The 14679-nt window shown below is 66.0% G+C and carries 14 protein-coding genes and 1 pseudogene; 7 read left to right on the forward strand and 8 right to left on the reverse strand.

What is annotated here, in order from left to right; all coding sequences use genetic code 11:
* Nucleotides 1–337: 337 nt before the first annotated feature.
* Nucleotides 338–1792, reverse strand: coding sequence for an amidase (locus NG698_RS15700; protein ID WP_252610903.1), 1455 nt, complete (start codon nucleotides 1790–1792; stop codon nucleotides 338–340).
* Nucleotides 1785–2528: a Type 1 glutamine amidotransferase-like domain-containing protein gene (locus NG698_RS15705; protein WP_252610904.1), complete on the reverse strand. Its 744-nt coding sequence runs from the start codon at nucleotides 2526–2528 to the stop codon at nucleotides 1785–1787. Before NG698_RS15705 ends, NG698_RS15700 begins: the two co-directional genes overlap by 8 nt.
* 111 nt (nucleotides 2529–2639) lie before the next feature.
* Here NG698_RS15705 and NG698_RS15710 point away from each other — a divergent pair, with 111 nt between their 5' ends.
* The 3 genes from NG698_RS15710 (at nucleotide 2640) to NG698_RS15720 (ending at nucleotide 4278) form a co-directional block, all read left to right on the forward strand.
* Nucleotides 2640–2966: a rhodanese-like domain-containing protein gene (locus tag NG698_RS15710; RefSeq protein ID WP_056347663.1), complete on the forward strand. Its 327-nt coding sequence runs from the start codon at nucleotides 2640–2642 to the stop codon at nucleotides 2964–2966.
* A gap of 39 nt (nucleotides 2967–3005) precedes the next feature.
* A complete protein-coding gene (gene pheA, locus NG698_RS15715; RefSeq protein WP_252601805.1) occupies nucleotides 3006–3944 on the forward strand; it encodes a prephenate dehydratase in 939 nt (312 codons plus the stop codon).
* 124 nt (nucleotides 3945–4068) lie between these two features.
* Nucleotides 4069–4278 carry a hypothetical protein gene (locus NG698_RS15720; protein ID WP_056347667.1) on the forward strand — a complete coding sequence of 70 codons (210 nt, stop codon included), beginning with the start codon at nucleotides 4069–4071 and terminating at the stop codon, nucleotides 4276–4278.
* A gap of 12 nt (nucleotides 4279–4290) precedes the next feature.
* On the opposite strand, the gene NG698_RS15725 is transcribed toward NG698_RS15720, so the two are convergent.
* Nucleotides 4291–5349: a diacylglycerol/lipid kinase family protein gene (locus tag NG698_RS15725; RefSeq protein ID WP_252610905.1), complete on the reverse strand. Its 1059-nt coding sequence runs from the start codon at nucleotides 5347–5349 to the stop codon at nucleotides 4291–4293.
* Nucleotides 5350–5440: 91 nt separating this feature from the next.
* Between NG698_RS15725 and serS the strand changes: the two genes are divergently transcribed.
* The gene (gene serS, locus NG698_RS15730) at nucleotides 5441–6721 is read left to right on the forward strand and encodes a serine--tRNA ligase (RefSeq protein ID WP_252610906.1); all 1281 of its coding nucleotides are present in this window, start codon (nucleotides 5441–5443) and stop codon (nucleotides 6719–6721) included.
* Between the two features lie 64 nt (nucleotides 6722–6785).
* Here the strand turns inward: serS and NG698_RS15735 are convergent, their stop codons facing one another.
* Nucleotides 6786–7163, reverse strand: a complete 378-nt coding sequence (locus tag NG698_RS15735; RefSeq protein ID WP_252601799.1) for a hypothetical protein — start codon at nucleotides 7161–7163, stop codon at nucleotides 6786–6788.
* Nucleotides 7164–7334: 171 nt separating this feature from the next.
* On the opposite strand from NG698_RS15735, the gene NG698_RS15740 reads away from it, so the two are divergent.
* Nucleotides 7335–8195: an HAD family hydrolase gene (locus tag NG698_RS15740; protein WP_252610908.1), complete on the forward strand. Its 861-nt coding sequence runs from the start codon at nucleotides 7335–7337 to the stop codon at nucleotides 8193–8195.
* A 224-nt stretch (nucleotides 8196–8419) separates the two neighbouring features.
* On the opposite strand, the pseudogene NG698_RS15745 reads toward NG698_RS15740, so the two are convergent.
* Nucleotides 8420–8968 (reverse strand): annotated as a pseudogene (locus NG698_RS15745) (ThuA domain-containing protein); the annotation flags it as partial.
* Between the two features lie 59 nt (nucleotides 8969–9027).
* Here NG698_RS15745 and NG698_RS15750 point away from each other — a divergent pair.
* Nucleotides 9028–9363, forward strand: coding sequence for a DUF1761 domain-containing protein (locus NG698_RS15750; protein ID WP_252601793.1), 336 nt, complete (start codon nucleotides 9028–9030; stop codon nucleotides 9361–9363).
* Nucleotides 9364–9385: 22 nt separating this feature from the next.
* Here the strand turns inward: NG698_RS15750 and NG698_RS15755 are convergent, their stop codons facing one another.
* Complete coding sequence (locus NG698_RS15755) at nucleotides 9386–9985, reverse strand: hypothetical protein (protein WP_252601791.1); 600 nt, start codon at nucleotides 9983–9985, stop codon at nucleotides 9386–9388.
* Nucleotides 9986–10128: 143 nt separating this feature from the next.
* On the opposite strand from NG698_RS15755, the gene NG698_RS15760 reads away from it, so the two are divergent.
* Nucleotides 10129–12579, forward strand: coding sequence for a phosphoketolase family protein (locus tag NG698_RS15760; RefSeq protein WP_252601832.1), 2451 nt, complete (start codon nucleotides 10129–10131; stop codon nucleotides 12577–12579).
* Here the strand turns inward: NG698_RS15760 and NG698_RS15765 are convergent.
* Together NG698_RS15765 and NG698_RS15770 are read right to left on the reverse strand one after the other, a co-directional pair.
* Nucleotides 12576–13328, reverse strand: coding sequence for a DUF429 domain-containing protein (locus NG698_RS15765; RefSeq protein WP_252601789.1), 753 nt, complete (start codon nucleotides 13326–13328; stop codon nucleotides 12576–12578). The two genes, NG698_RS15760 and NG698_RS15765, sit on opposite strands and share 4 nt — an antisense overlap.
* Nucleotides 13325–14614: a carboxylesterase family protein gene (locus tag NG698_RS15770; protein WP_252610965.1), complete on the reverse strand. Its 1290-nt coding sequence runs from the start codon at nucleotides 14612–14614 to the stop codon at nucleotides 13325–13327. The genes NG698_RS15765 and NG698_RS15770 overlap by 4 nt, the downstream gene beginning before the upstream one ends.
* Nucleotides 14615–14679: the final 65 nt, after the last annotated feature.

Genomic DNA, 14679 nt, shown 5'->3' on the forward strand with positions numbered 1-14679 from the left:
GAAAGGCCCCCGTCAGGGGGCCTTTCTTCAGGTGGGCCTGACTCGCAAAATCAGACTTTCTCGCGCCTGCGCTCAGGGGCCGGTTCCTGGGCTTCATGGGTCCGCCGGCGACGCGGGAAGGCCCGGAAGGTGAAGTCCTGGGCCGTGTAATGCGGCTCCGGCCGGTCCGGCGGTGTTTCCTGGTGCGCTTCGGGTTTCCGGTCGGCTTCTCTCTTGTTACGCCACCCGAAATCCTCCATCGATGAATAGCACATCACAGACCTCCTCATAGTGACTGCCCCTTAATCGTCCTCCGGATCGGCCCCGGAGTCGACACCCGGAGCCGTTCAAACTGGCATCAGAAGCCGAGCTGGGCCGCCACCTGGAGCAGGAGCAGTTCCGATCCCGCCGGTCCTACAAGCTGGATCCCCATCGGCAGGCCATGCGCTGGTTGCCCGCCGGTCCAGTGCACGGGAATGGTGATGGCAGGCAGGCCGCAGACATTCACCATGGAGGACCACGGGGCGAATTCGCACTGCCGGCGGTAGTCGCCGTCGGCGTCCCCGGGCCATTCTGCTGCCGGCCACGGTTCGTCGCCGTGCGTGGCGCCGGTAAACCAGCCCACGGGGCGCGGCGTCTGCGCCAGGGCCGGCATCAGCATCAGGTCCCAGCCGCCGTACTGCGTGATCGTGTCGCGTTCGAATTGCCGCAGGAACGCCAGCGATTCATTGAGTTTTGCGGCGCTGCGCTGCTGGGCCCGGCGCCTGAACGTACGGGTCAGCGGGGCCAGAAGCGCTTCGCGGTGCGGACTGATCCGGGCGGTTCCGACGGCGGCGGTCCACGCGGTGGTGAAGGCGTCCGGGTAGCGGTTGTCGTAGCGGATGGCGGCTTCGCTGACGGCGTGCCCGGCATGCTCCAGCATTTCGGTGCCCGCCTGCAGCGCGGCCAGGGCTTCGGGTTCGGGCGTGAACGGAAAGGTGGCAAACCAGGGGCTTTCCAGGGTCAGGCCTATGCGCAGCGGGCGGGGTTCGTGCGCCACGGCGTCGAGATAACTGCTGTCAGGGGACGGCGCCAGAGCATCCATCAGCAGGGCCGAGTCGGCTGCGCTGCGGGCCAGGGGCCCCGCTACGACCAGGCGGGCGGGGTCGCCTGAACTCTCGCCCGACGGCACCACGCCGCGGCCGGGTTTGAGTCCCACGAGGCCGCAGGCGGCGGCCGGGATGCGGACGGAACCGCCGCCGTCGGTCCCTGGCGCGAACGGAAGCAGGCCCGCGGCCACCGCGGCAGCGCTGCCCCCGGAGGAGCCGCCGGAACTCCGGCTCGGGGCATGGGGATTGCGCGACGGCGGTGCGATGCGGTTTTCGCTGTACGCCGTCAGTCCAAACTCCGGAACCTGCGTCTTGCCCAGTGAGACCACGCCAGCGGCCTTGAGGACTTTGGCGAGTGCGCCATCGGCGGGCGCCGGTTTGTGGTCAAGTGCAGCGCTTCCATGGGTGGTCACCACGCCGGCGACGTCGGTCAGGTCCTTGAATGCCACCGGCATGCCGTGCAGAAGTGGCAGGGCGCCCGCGCTGCCTCCGGAGTCCCGCGCAGAGTCGTGCCCGGAGTCTTTTCGGAACTGGACGAACCGGGCATCGGCGGCGGCTGCGTCGGTCATCGCCTGATCCGCCGTGACCGTGACAAAGGCGCCCAGCAACGGGTTCTGCTCTGCGATCCGGGCCAGGAAATGGGCTGTGGCTTCCCGCGCTGAAAGCTCTCCCGCGCGGAGCGCATCCCGGAGCCGAACAGCCGGCAGTTTGTGGATGTCAGCCAAGGAAGCGAGGCTCCAGGCGCCTCTCGGAAGCGGTGGTTCCATCCGCTCCACCGGCTTCCGCGGTGACGATGTAAGCGCCCTTGCCCCGTACCTCGGCAACCGCTTCCACAAGTTCCGTGCCGTGGTAGACCAGCCCCACGCCGTCGTCCGTGCAGTGCGTTTCACCCAGCATTCCGTCAGCCACGAGCCGGTGCACCAGCGGGCGCCGCCTTTCCTCTGAGTCGTAATGGACGCCATTGGCGTACGGGAGGAAGGCCAAGCCATTGGGCACTGCACGCAGCTCCGGCCCAAACGAATCAGTGGTGCCGCCCTGGTACCAGCAGATTGATCCGGCCGAAACCCCCGCCAGCACAACTCCGTGCTGCCACACGCGGTGGAGGATGCCGTCCAGCCCGTGGGCACGCCAGACGGCAAGCAGGTTCACCACGGAGCCGCCGTTCACCCACACCACGTCCTGCTCCAGCAGATGCGCCTCCGGGTCTGCGTGGTTTGGCATGGTGAAGAGGTTGAGGTGGCTGAAGTCGAAGCCCGCCAGCCGCGCGGCCTCATCCATTTCCGCATTGAACCCGCGCTGATCCCCGGCGGCCGTACCCACGTGGGTGACCCGCGGCGGGCGTCCGCTGGCTCCGGAAAGCTCCACGGCGTAGTGCAGCAGGCGGTCAAACTCCAAGCGTGTTCGAGCACCTTGCCTGTAGCCTCCAGACGTGGCCAAAATGGTGGGCTGCTCAGCGGGCAAGGATCCTCCTACGGGTCTTCAACAGCGTAACTTGTCCCTGGTTTCGGGAGCGGGACGATCGGCTGGCGCTAGGCTGGAAGGAGACCCGTGATTCTCCGAAAGAGGACTCCCATGAGCGATTTTGATACCGTGCCCGTCAACGACGTCCCAGCCGACGCCGTGATCCTGGATGTCCGCGAAGACTACGAATGGGTAGCCGGACACGCTGAGGACGCTGTGCACATTCCCCTGGACCAGCTTCCGGCGCGGCTTGACGAACTGGACCCGGACCAGGACGTCTATGTCATCTGCCGCACTGGCGGACGGTCCTTCCGCGCCGCGCAATGGCTCACCGGACAGGGCTATACAGCCATCAACGTGGCCGGCGGAATGGACCAGTGGCTCGAGTCCGGCAAGCCACTCGTGTCCGACAACGGCCTCAAGCCGCTCATTCTTTAGTTCAGCCCGAACCTGCGTCCCGTCACCACAGAGGAATCCATGCCCGCGACACCTGTTACGTACACTTTCCTCGGGCCTCAGGGCACCTTTACCGAGGCGGCATTGATGCAGGTTCCGGATGCCGGAGAGGCCTATCGCATCCCGGCCTCCAACGTCAACGCTGCGCTGGACATGGTCCGCGATGGCTCTGCGGACGCAGCGATGGTCCCCATTGAGAACTCGGTGGAAGGCGGGGTCACGGCCACCCTGGACGCCATCGCCGGCGGGCAGGAACTCCGCATCATCCGCGAAGTCCTGGTCCCCATCAGCTTTGTCCTGGTGGCCCGACCCGGAGTGGGCATTGATGATATCCGCCGCATTTCCACTCACGGCCATGCCTGGGCACAGTGCCGTCTCTGGGTGGATGCGAATATTCCAGGTGCAGAATATGTTGCCGGTTCCTCCACCGCGGCGGCCGCCATGGGGCTCCTGGGCGGCGACGCCCACTACGACGCCGCGATCTGTGCGCCCATTGTGGCCCAGGAGCAGCCGGGGCTGACCGTCCTGGCGGAAAACATCGGCGACAACCCGGGTGCGGTGACGCGGTTCATCCTGGTGAGCAGGCCGGGCGCATTACCTGAACGGACCGGTGCGGATAAGACCACCGTCGTAGTCCCGCTTCCGGAAGACCGCCCGGGTGCGCTGATGGAAATCCTGGACCAGTTCGCCACGAGGGGCGTGAACCTCAGCCGGATCGAATCCCGGCCGACGGGTCAGTATCTGGGACACTACTTTTTCAGCATTGACGCCGATGGGCACATCGCGGACGCCCGTGTGGCCGACGCCTTGGCTGGCCTTCACCGCATCAGCCCGGCCACCCGCTTCCTTGGCTCCTATGGACGGGCGGACGCCCAAAGCTCCAGCGTCGCGCAACACACATCTGACGAGGCATTCCGGGCGGCGCATGAATGGGTCGGGCGGATTCTGCAGGGGGAATGAACGGAGCTTGACGCCGCCCGAGGCTTCGCCCACAGCGTAGGCCAAGGTACTTCCCTGTGATAGTTACTGTGCGTATGCTTGCTTGATCCACTTGGGGGATGGCCCCTAATGAAGGGAACAGGTCATGAGTACCAGCAGCACAGACAACGACGGCCAGGGCATGATCGTTAATCCGAAGCCCACAGCGGACAACCAGGACTGGGACGGGGATGACGCTGACCGCGCCGACCGCCTGCGCTTCGAAGAGGAGCAGGCCATGATCCGTGAGCAGTCCGAGGCACGTGCCGCGAAAGCTGCTGCAGAGGCTGGAGCTGCCAAGAAGGCAACCGCCTGAGACGGGACCGGCTCAGGCTGGTTGGCCCTTGACCCTTATCAGGAGCGAGCGCGGCTCCACCCGGACGGTGAGCTTGGTGGCCAACCCGGACGTGTCGCCGTCGATCTGTGTCGGCATGGGCTCCGGGCACTTGATGACGATTCGGCCGGCCCGGTACATCGTCATGATGGGCAGGTTGCCCTTGTGTTTAAAGAGGATTTTCGCGTACATGGCCAGCCAGCCGATGGCGCTGCGGGGGCTCATGACCACCACGTCCAGCATGCCGTCATCGATCATGGCTTCCGGGATGAAATCGATCCCGCCCGGGACCAGCCCACAGTTGGCAAAGAGGACGCTGCGGATGTTCCGGACCTGCTCCGGCTTGTCATCCAGCGCGACTGATACCTTCCGTCGCCGCCCGGGCATGTGACGCATTCCGGCCTCGGTATAAGCAAGCCAACCCACGGCTTTCTTGAGGCCGGCATTGGTATCAGCGAGTATTTCGGCGTCCATGCCGATCCCGGCGATAACCAGGAATGCGTGCTCAGACGAGTGTCCCGTGCGGGAATTCTCGATGCCCATCCGCGCGGTATCGATGTAGCGTTGGTGGCCGAAAAGCGCTGTCTGCACGTTGGCGTGAAGGTCGTTGACATCCAGATCCACGTTTCGCGCCAGGAGGTTTCCCGTCCCCAGCGGAATCAGGCCCATGGCCACATCCGTGTGTGCGAGGGACTCTGCCACCACCCGCACAGTACCGTCGCCACCGCCCACCAGAACGACGTCGGCCTTGTAGTTCAGGGCCGACCGGGCCTGGGAGTATCCCGGGTCCTCGGCGGTCGTCTCCAGGAAGAGGGGTTCGTCCCAGCCGGCTGTCAGGCAGGCGCGCCGGATGGCTTCCTTCGCTTCGGGGGCACGTGCCTTGACGGGGTTGAGGATGACGACCACGCGTTGCTGGGTGAGGCCCGTTTCGTGCGCTTCTTCATGGACCGCGCTGCGGACGTGCAGGGCCTTGAGCTTCCGGACGCCCCACCAGCTGGAGACGGCGAAAGCCAGCGCCGCCGCGCTCAGGACGTAGAGAAGCCAGTCGTTCATGGTGCTTCAACAGTATCCCGGCCGCGGCGCCGCGATTCCCCCCCGTCCGGCCCGGCAGTGTTGGTTCCGCCGGATTCGATACTCTTGTCTGGTGATCGACGTAAAAGACCTCAGCGAAAACCCGGATAAGTTCCGTGCCAGCCAGCGCGCCCGCGGCGCAGACGAATCAGTGGTGGACGCGATCATGGCCGCAGACTCCGCCAGGCGTGCCGCCCTGATCCGGTTTGAAAACCTCCGCGCCGAGCAGAACGTCTTCGGCAAGCAGGTGGCGCAGGCCAAGGGCGATGAGAAGAAAGCCCTGCTCGCCGAGGTCAAGGAACTGGCCAACACTGTGAAGGCCGCATCGGCCGAAGCAGACGCTGCCCAGGCCAAGCAGGACGAACTGCTGCGCAGTATCCCGAACCTTATTGAGGGCGGCGTCCCCGAGGGCGGCGAGGACGACTACGTGGTGGTCAAAACCGTTGGAACGCCCCGCGAGTTCCCCGATTTCGAGCCGAAGGACCACCTGGAAATCGGTGAGCTGATCGGCGCCATCGACATGGAGCGCGGCGCGAAAGTTTCGGGCTCACGCTTCTACTTCCTGCGCGGCGTGGGTGCACGCCTGGAGATGGCGTTGCTGCAGATGGCCATGTACCAGGCCATCGAGGCCGGCTTCGTTCCCATGATCACCCCAACCTTGGTGCGCCCCGAAACCATGCAGGGCACAGGCTTTGATGTAAAGCACGACGCCGAGATCTACCGTCTCGCCGAGGACGACCTTTACCTGGTGGGCACCTCCGAGGTTGCCTTGGCCGGCTACCACGCGGACGAGATCCTGGACCTGACGACCGGCCCGATCCGGTTCGCCGGGCAGAGCTCCTGCTACCGCCGTGAGGCTGGCTCGCACGGCAAGGACACCCGCGGCATCATCCGTGTCCACCAGTTCAACAAGGTGGAGATGTTCGTTTACACCACGGTGGAGAAGGCCGCAGCCGAACACGAACGGCTCCTGGCCTGGGAAGAGGAGATGCTGGCCAAGTGCGAGCTCCCGTACCGCGTCATTGACACCGCCGCCGGCGACCTCGGCATGTCCGCGGCCCGCAAGTTCGACTGCGAAGCCTGGGTTCCGACGCAGGGCGCCTACCGTGAGCTGACCTCCACCTCGAACTGCACCACGTTCCAGGCCCGCCGCCTGAACATCCGCGAGCGTGTGGTCAACGACGAAGGCGTTGCCAAGGGCACCCGTGCCGTAGCCACCCTCAACGGCACGCTGGCCACCACCCGCTGGATCGTGGCCATCCTGGAGCACCACCAGAACGCCGATGGCTCGGTCAACGTCCCGGCCGCACTGCAGAAGTACCTCGGCGGCATGGAAGTCTTCCCGGTCCTTTAGGCTCCGGCTGCCTCGCTGACAATTCCCCGCCGCGTGGTCGATTCCCCTTGTAACGCGAGGGGGATTAGGCCACGCGGCGGGGATTCTTGCGTGTTACTCCGGCGCGTTCAAGTTTCCGCCGCAATAACTCCGGGTCGGTTACGGCTTTCCAGTCCCAGCGGACGACCTTGTAGCCAAGCGCCCGGAGCCGATCTTCACGCTTCTTCTCGGCCAGGACGGTTTCCCGTGTGCTGCGGCCGTCCAGGAGGTCGTCGTCGAGGTACTTGGCGTCGCCGTCGAACTCCCCAACGACGCCGCATTCAGGCCAGAAGAAGTCCGTCCGTGCAATGAAACCTTCATGGTCATAAAAGGAATGCTGCAGGACCGGAGCCGGGAGCCCCAAGATGTGGATGAGTGCTCTGCTCCGGGACTCGCCTACGGATTCCGAAGCCTCGTCAGCCAATTCGAGTACCTCCAGGACCCGGCGGGGAATCTACGGCTGGCCGGGAGGCGGACAGCGTGCCCAAGGTTAACACTCACACTGGGGATAACCCTGTGAGTATTAACCGGGTGTTCATGCGCGCTGTGGCCTGCGTCCTAGCCGGTTTTAGGGGGTCTCTGGTCTACTGGATGTATGACTACATTGACTGAAACCACAGTCGCTGGCATCGATGACCAGCGGATCGCAAGCGAAAACAGCACCGCCAAGTTCATGGTTGCCCTGGACGTGGACGGAACCCTGGTGGACCACGACGGCCACATGTCAGTGCCTGTCCGTGAGGCCGCCCAGGCCGTGGTGGCTGCAGGGCACGACGTCCTCATCGCCACCGGCCGTTCCCTGAACGCCACGCTGCCCATCATCGAGCAGATCGGCATCGACCGCGGCTACGCCGTCTGCTGCAACGGCGGCGTGACGCTCCGGCTGGATCCGGACCTGACCGACGGATATGAAATCATCCACAAGGCCACCTTCGATCCGGCCCCGGCGCTGAGGGCGTTACGCCAGAAGCTGCCCACGGCCAAGTACGCGCTGGAGGACGAGGACGGCAACTTCCTGTCCACGGAACGCTTCCAAGACGCCAGCTTCGGCGTCGAGGCCATCGGCGTCGACTTCCAGACTCTGCTCGAAGCCACCGCCGTCCGCCTGGTGGTGTTCAGCACCGAAAACACCCCGGAAGAGTTCACCGCAACCATCCAGGAGATCGGACTGGCCGGCGTTACCTACTCGGTCGGCTGGACGGCGTGGCTGGATATCGCCGCAGCCGGCGTCACCAAGGCCAGCGCGCTCGAACGGCTCCGCGGCCAGTTGGGGGCTGAACCCCACCGGACCGTGGCCATTGGCGACGGCCGGAACGACATCGAAATGCTGGGCTGGGCCGGGCGCGGAGTCGCCATGGGCCAGGCCCCGGAGGAAGTTATCGCCGCCGCGGATGAGGTCACGCTTTCGGTGCTCGACGACGGCGCCGCGCACGTGCTGCGCAGCCTCCTGTCGTAGAGCTGCTTCTGCCGACTTGCCTGGAGTTTTTGTCCAGATAATGCCGCCAAACGCCTCCAAACGGGCATTATCTGGACAAAACTCGTGGGTGCTTGCCAAACGCTAAGCCCCCTCGAACCAGCCCCGGGAAGGGCCGGTACGGATCGGTGCAGCTCAGGCTGGGCCGCCCAGCGCACGCCGTTTGCGAGGACCCGCTGGATCTGCGGGTGATGGTAAACCGGGTATTCCTGGTCGCCGGGGCTGAAGTAGAAGATTCGGCCCTTGCCGCGGGTGAACGTGACACCGGACCGGAATACCTCGCCGCCGGCGAAGGAGCTGATGAAGATCAGGTGGTCGGGGTCCGGGATGTCGAACAGCTCGCCGTACATCTCCTGCTCGGGGATGACGATGGGACTGTCTACACCCTCGGCGATGGGATGCGACGGCTTGACGGTCCACACCAGCTCGCGTTCGCCGTCGTTCCGCCACGCCAGGGAGCAGCTGGTGCCCAGCAGGCGGGTGAATACCTTGGCGAAGTGCCCCGAGTGGAGCACGATGAGCCCCATCCCGCCCAGGACGTGGCGGTGGACGCGTTCGACGACGGCCTCGCTCACCTCGGCGTGGGCCATGTGGCCCCACCACAGCAGGACGTCGGTGTCGGCGAGGATGTCCTCGTCGAGGCCGTGCTCATCGTCGGTGGCCAGGACCGCCGTCGTGATCTCGGCGTCTGGGTAGTAGGAGCGCAGCCCGGCCGCGATGGCACCGTGGATGCCGTCAGGGTAGATCTCCCCGATGTGGGACGGCTCGTTGAGGGCCTCGTGGACGCCCTCGTTCCGCCCTAGCGAGCTTCATCGTGGGAGGGCTCTGGTACTCGGTGCTCTTCGCTAAGGTATGGCAGCGCGAGGCCGGTGTCACGGCTGAGCAGCTGAAGAGCGGGACCGTGCGGGTTTTTGTGGGATCGTTCCTGCTCGCAGCGGTGATGGCCGTGGTGCTCGCGGCGTTTATCGGCGACGGCGGTGCCGGATTCGGTGCCCTGGCCGGGCTGGCTGCGGGCGCGGCCTGGGTTGCGGCTGCCCTGGGCGTCAACTACCTCTTTGAACGCCGCAGCCTCATGCTGTTCGCCATCAATGCCAGCTACAACATCGTGACGTTCACGGCGATGGGGGCGATCATCGGCGCCATGCAGTAGCGGCGGCGTGAGTCAGCTGCGTTCAGCGCACCTCAAGGATGAGTGCAAGCAACCGTGCAGCAGCGGGGCGGGCAGCGTGTTCCTCGTTCCATTGGGACCGGGCCACTGCTTTGCTGACGGCCTGGGTGGTGATGCTGAGTTCCTGGGCCACCGCTTTCTGCTGTCCGCGGACGCCGGGAGTCATGAGGTCCAGCACGCGCCATTCAGCCCCGGATCTGTCCCGCACTATATGGCCCAAAAGCCGCAGCACGGCCTCGGCCTCGTGGGCGACGTCTGCCAACGGTCCTTCCACTGCGACCGGGATGCGTTCCTTGCTGTTCCGGAGCCTGTCCACCGCGCGCCGGGCATAGATCAGGCCGTGGCCGGAGGCATCCTTGATTTGGTTGGGAAGCGGCTCGTTGACCGGCCCGACGCCGAGCCCCACGTACCAGGAGCCGCAGCGCAGGGCGATCAGGGCAGCCTCCACGGCCTGATGCGGGCAGTCCACGATGCCCTGGACTTCATCCTCCACAGACCGGTCGAAATCCAGGCGCGCGGGTATGTGCCGCAGGTCCTTCAGCAGCTGAGGGACGCGGTCGCCGTCGCGCCGGCTGTCGGTCTGGTTGATGGTCAACGTGAACATGTGAAACACAGACTACCGGTTAGTAGTTGGCCCAGGGCAAGTCGGCAAGGAGTCCCTTAGGGCCAGGGTTGTGCCGCGTACCGATAGGTGTTGCGATGGAGGCTCGGCTGCCGACGGCGGCGCGCAGCTACGTGAGGATGGTCATGGCCGGCAGCATGGGGCAGGACAACTTGGGGGAGGAAACACTGGACCTCGTGGACCGTTGGTGGCGGGCCGCGAACTACCTTTCCGTGGGGCAGATCTACCTGCGCTCAAATCCGCTGCTGCGGGAACCCCTTGCTGCGGACCACACCAAATCCAGGCTCCTGGGCCACTGGGGCACCACTCCCGGGCTGAACTTTGTGTACGCACACCTCAACCGTGTGATCCGCCGGGACCAACAGGAGATGCTCTTCGTTGCCGGCCCGGGCCATGGCGGTCCTGCTGTTGTGGCGAACGCCTGGCTTGAGGGCACGTACTCGGAAATCTACGGCCAGGTGGGCCCCGACGAGGCAGGAATGGCCGAACTCTTCCGCCAGTTTTCCTACCCCGGCGGCATTCCCAGCCACGCGGCGCCGGAAACCCCGGGTTCCATCAGCGAAGGCGGTGAACTCGGGTACGCGCTGGCCCACGCCTACGGGTCCGTGTTCGACAATCCCCAGCTGATCACCGCCGTCGTGATCGGCGACGGTGAGGCCGAAACGGGGCCGCTCGCGGCGAGCTGGCACTCGCACAACTTCCTGGATCCGGCCGCGGATGGTGCCGTCCTGCCCATCCTGCACCTGAACGGCTACAAGATCGCCAACCCCACTATCCTGGCGCGCATGCCGCAGGAACAGCTGGAGCAGCTGCTGCGCGGTTACGGCCACGAACCGTATTTCGTGACCGTCGAGGACCCGAACGACACGGAGCAGGCGCACCGGGACTTCGCGGCCGCCGTCGACACCTGCCTGACCGGGATCCGCGCCATCCAGGACTCCCGCCGGGGCGGGGCGGACGGGGCGGGCGGGACAGCGGACGACGGCGGCACTGCGGCCGGTGCCGCAGGAAGCGCCGCTGCGCCGCACTGGCCCATGATTGTGCTGCGCTCGCCCAAGGGCTGGACGGGACCGCGGATAGTGGACGGACTCCAGGTGGAGGGCACCTGGCGGAGCCACCAGGTCCCGCTGGCGGAAGTCCGCACCAACGGCGCACACCTGAAACAGCTGGAGGAGTGGCTGAACTCCTACCGTCCGGAGGAGCTGTTCGACGCCGAGGGCAGGCTCAGGCCCGACGTAGCCACGAATGCGCCCACCGGAAACCTCCGGATGAGCGCCACCCCGCACGCCAACGGCGGACTCCTTCGCACACCGCTGAAGCTGCCCGCCTACGCAGCCCACGCCGTCGACGTCGCGGCGCCGGGAACCGAACGGATCAGCCCCATGATCACCCTGGGCTCGTGGATGCGGGACGTTATCTCGCTGAACATGGAGAACTTCCGCCTCTTCGGGCCGGATGAGACGGCATCCAACCGGCTTCAGGCCGTCTACGAAGTGACGGACAAGGTCTGGCAGTACCGGATTGACGACGTCGACGAGCACCTTGCGCGTTCGGGCCGGGTTCTGGAGGTGCTCAGCGAGCACCTGTGCCAGGGCTGGCTGGAAGGGTACCTCCTGTCCGGCCGGCACGGGGTGTTCAGCTGTTACGAGGCCTTCATCCACATTGTAGATTCCATGTTCAACCAGCACGCCAAGTGGCTCAAGGTCCACCTCAAGCTCCCGTGGCGCCAGCCCGTGGCGTCGCTGAACTACCTGCTCTCGTCCCATGTGTGGCAGCAGGACCACAACGGTTTTTCGCATCAGGATCCCGGATTCATCGATCACGCGGTGAACAAGAAAGCCGAGGTCATCCGGGTGTACCTGCCGCCGGACGTGAACACGCTGCTCTCGGTCATGGAGCACTGCCTGGCATCCACCGATTACGTGAACATTGTGGTCAGCGGCAAGCAGCCGTCGCCCACCTGGCTGGGCCCGGGCGACGCAGCGAACCACTGCCGCCGCGGCCTGGGCATCTGGGAATTCGCGGGTTCGGAGGTGCCAGGGGAGGACCCGGACGTTGTTCTGGCCTGTGCCGGGGATGTGCCTACGGTGGAAACAGTGGCCGCGGCCGAACTGCTGAAGCGGGGCGTCCCGGGGCTGAAGGTCCGCGTGGTCAACGTGGTTGACCTGATGCGGCTCCAGGACGTGAGTGAGCACCCGCACGGCCTTCCGGCGTCGGACTTTGACGGCATCTTTACCCCGGACAAACCGATCATCTTCGCCTACCACGGCTATCCCTCGCTGATCCACCGGCTGGCCTACCGCCGCACCAACCAGGACGGCCTGCACGTGCGCGGCTACAAGGAGGAAGGGACCACCACCACGCCGTTCGACATGGCCATGCTCAACGGGATCGACCGCTTCCAGCTGGCCATCGACGCCATTGACCGCGTACCCGGCCTGGCCGAAAAGCACTCGCTGCTGCGGCAGGACCTTCAGGACCGGCGGATCCAGGCCCGCGAACACACCCGCACGCACGGCGAGGACCCGGAGGAGATCCGGAACTGGACGCTGATGGCCCAAAAGGAAAGCAGCTAGGCCAAGAGATCGGCCAGCTGGCCGGACGGAACGTGGATCCAGCCTTCGGTTAGAGCTGCGGCAGCATAAAGGTCCGGTGGACGGAGAGTCTGGGTCGCCGCCACGGCGCGGGCGGTCAAAGAGGCGATCACCGCGTCAAAAAGGTCGTCGGAGGCAGTCAGCCGGTCCTCGTTGCCGGCAAGGTCCAGCCATGGCGCCGCCGCGACCAGCTGCTCCAGAATCACACCAAGACGCTTGGACTCAGGAGTGCCCCGGCCTTTGTAGCCACGGGCCTGGAGACCCCAGACTTTGAGGGACGCTGCAGGGTAGACCTCTGCTAAGCGGCCGGACCCGTCCCTGGCCTGCGGCCCGTACTCAGCGGCGATCTTGGCCTGAATCACAGCACACCGCATGGCCGGGTGGGCGAGCCGGTCGGCGGAGACGCTTAGCGGAATCAGCCCGGTGTGCCCCGTGACGAAGCGGTCAGTTTCCCGGTAGGCCAGCAGTCGGCGTCCCTCGATGCCGTCGTGGTCCAGGACTGGATGCGCGTCAAAATTCAGGTGGCCTGTCAGGAACGGCAAGAAGGCGTCCGGCCAGCCAACTGGGCAGTCGATCGCGGTCATCGAACTGGCGCCGAACAGTTCCACAATTTCCCTGTCATGCACGTCGAGGGCGAGGTGCTCCAGGCGCGCAGTGCCAGCATCCCATTCCAAGACGGCGACGGCCGTCTTTTTGGTCGCCGCTGCTAGATCGACGCCCAGTGTCCTCATCGCGCTGCACGGTACTGCAGCGCGCCGGGAATCCTGCCCGCCTGCTCAAGGCCGTCGCCGCGGGCAAAGTCAGCCCACAGCCGGCGCATCTCGCGGCCCACGGCGTCGATCTCAGCCCAGGTTGCGCCCTTGAGGAGCCCGGCGGCGGCCCAGGTCTGCTGGTTTCCGAAGAGCAGCGGCAGGTCAACGGTGTGTGCGGCGCGGTAGAAGTTTCCCGGTGCGCCCCAGGACAGCAGGTAGCTGTAGGCCTTGCCTCCCGCGCGGGCGTGACGGCGGGCAAACTTCCGGGCTGCCCGGCCGTAGACCGCCTCCGTCACCGCCCAGTTGATGGCTTTCACGGCGGCCGCACCCAGCACCGGGACTTTGCCCAGCAGGCTGACCACGGGACTGCGGGGCAGGAACAGCCGGGCCTCGTCGGACGTGTGCCCGATCAGCACTTCGATGCCCGGGGCCGTGGCGTTCCAGGCGGCCTCGACGCGTGATTCCGGCGGCAGCGGGGCGTGGCTGTACTGCGTGCCGAACGGCATGGCCGCCATCAGGCCGTACTTCCGGGCCACCTGTGACACGTGGTCTTCGATGGCCACAATGTCCAGCATCGGGGTGTCCTCCGTGACGGCTTCGGCGGCGATGCCCATGGCACGGCTCATCTTGTGCCGGCCGCGGGTGATCCCCAGCGGTGCACTCTGGATGATGGCCCGCTGGAACAGGGACGGTGCCTCGGGCGTCGCCATGAGGTGGGCTACGGAGTCGCCGCCTGCGGACTGCCCGAACGCGGTGACCCGCCCCGGATCCCCACCGAAGGCCGAAATGTTGCGCTGCACCCACCGGAACGCTTCCAACTGGTCCAGCAGGCCGAGGTTCGCGGGCCGGCCGGTGCCGGTGGCCAAATATCCGAACAGGCCCAGGCGGTAGGTCACGGAGACCACGATGACCCGGTTCTCCGATACCAGGGACTGGGCATCAAAGATCGCCAGGTCGCCGGAGCCGGACGTGTAGGAGCCGCCGTGCAGCCACACCATGACGGGGACCTGTTCGCCGTCGGCAAGCCCGGCCGGAGCCGTGATCGACAGGCGCTGGCAGTCCTCACTTCCGGGGAGCTCGCCGTACCGGGTACCCAGGACGTCGTCCAGGAACGGAACGGGGCCCTGCGGGCAGGCGGGCGAGAGGGTGGTGGCAGCAAAACCGGCAGTCCAGTCGGGCGCTGTCACCGGAGGCTGAAAGCGACCCGCGGTGGCGTAGGGGATACCGGTTGCGCGAACCACCTCACCGTCCCGCCACCCTGTGATGGGCCCGCACGGCGGTTCAAAATACGGCGGCTCAAAATACGGGGGATTCGAAGGCTCGGAACTCA

It is taken from the genome of Pseudarthrobacter raffinosi (genome assembly GCF_023913735.1).
Classification (GTDB): Bacteria; Actinomycetota; Actinomycetes; order Actinomycetales; family Micrococcaceae; genus Arthrobacter; species Arthrobacter raffinosi.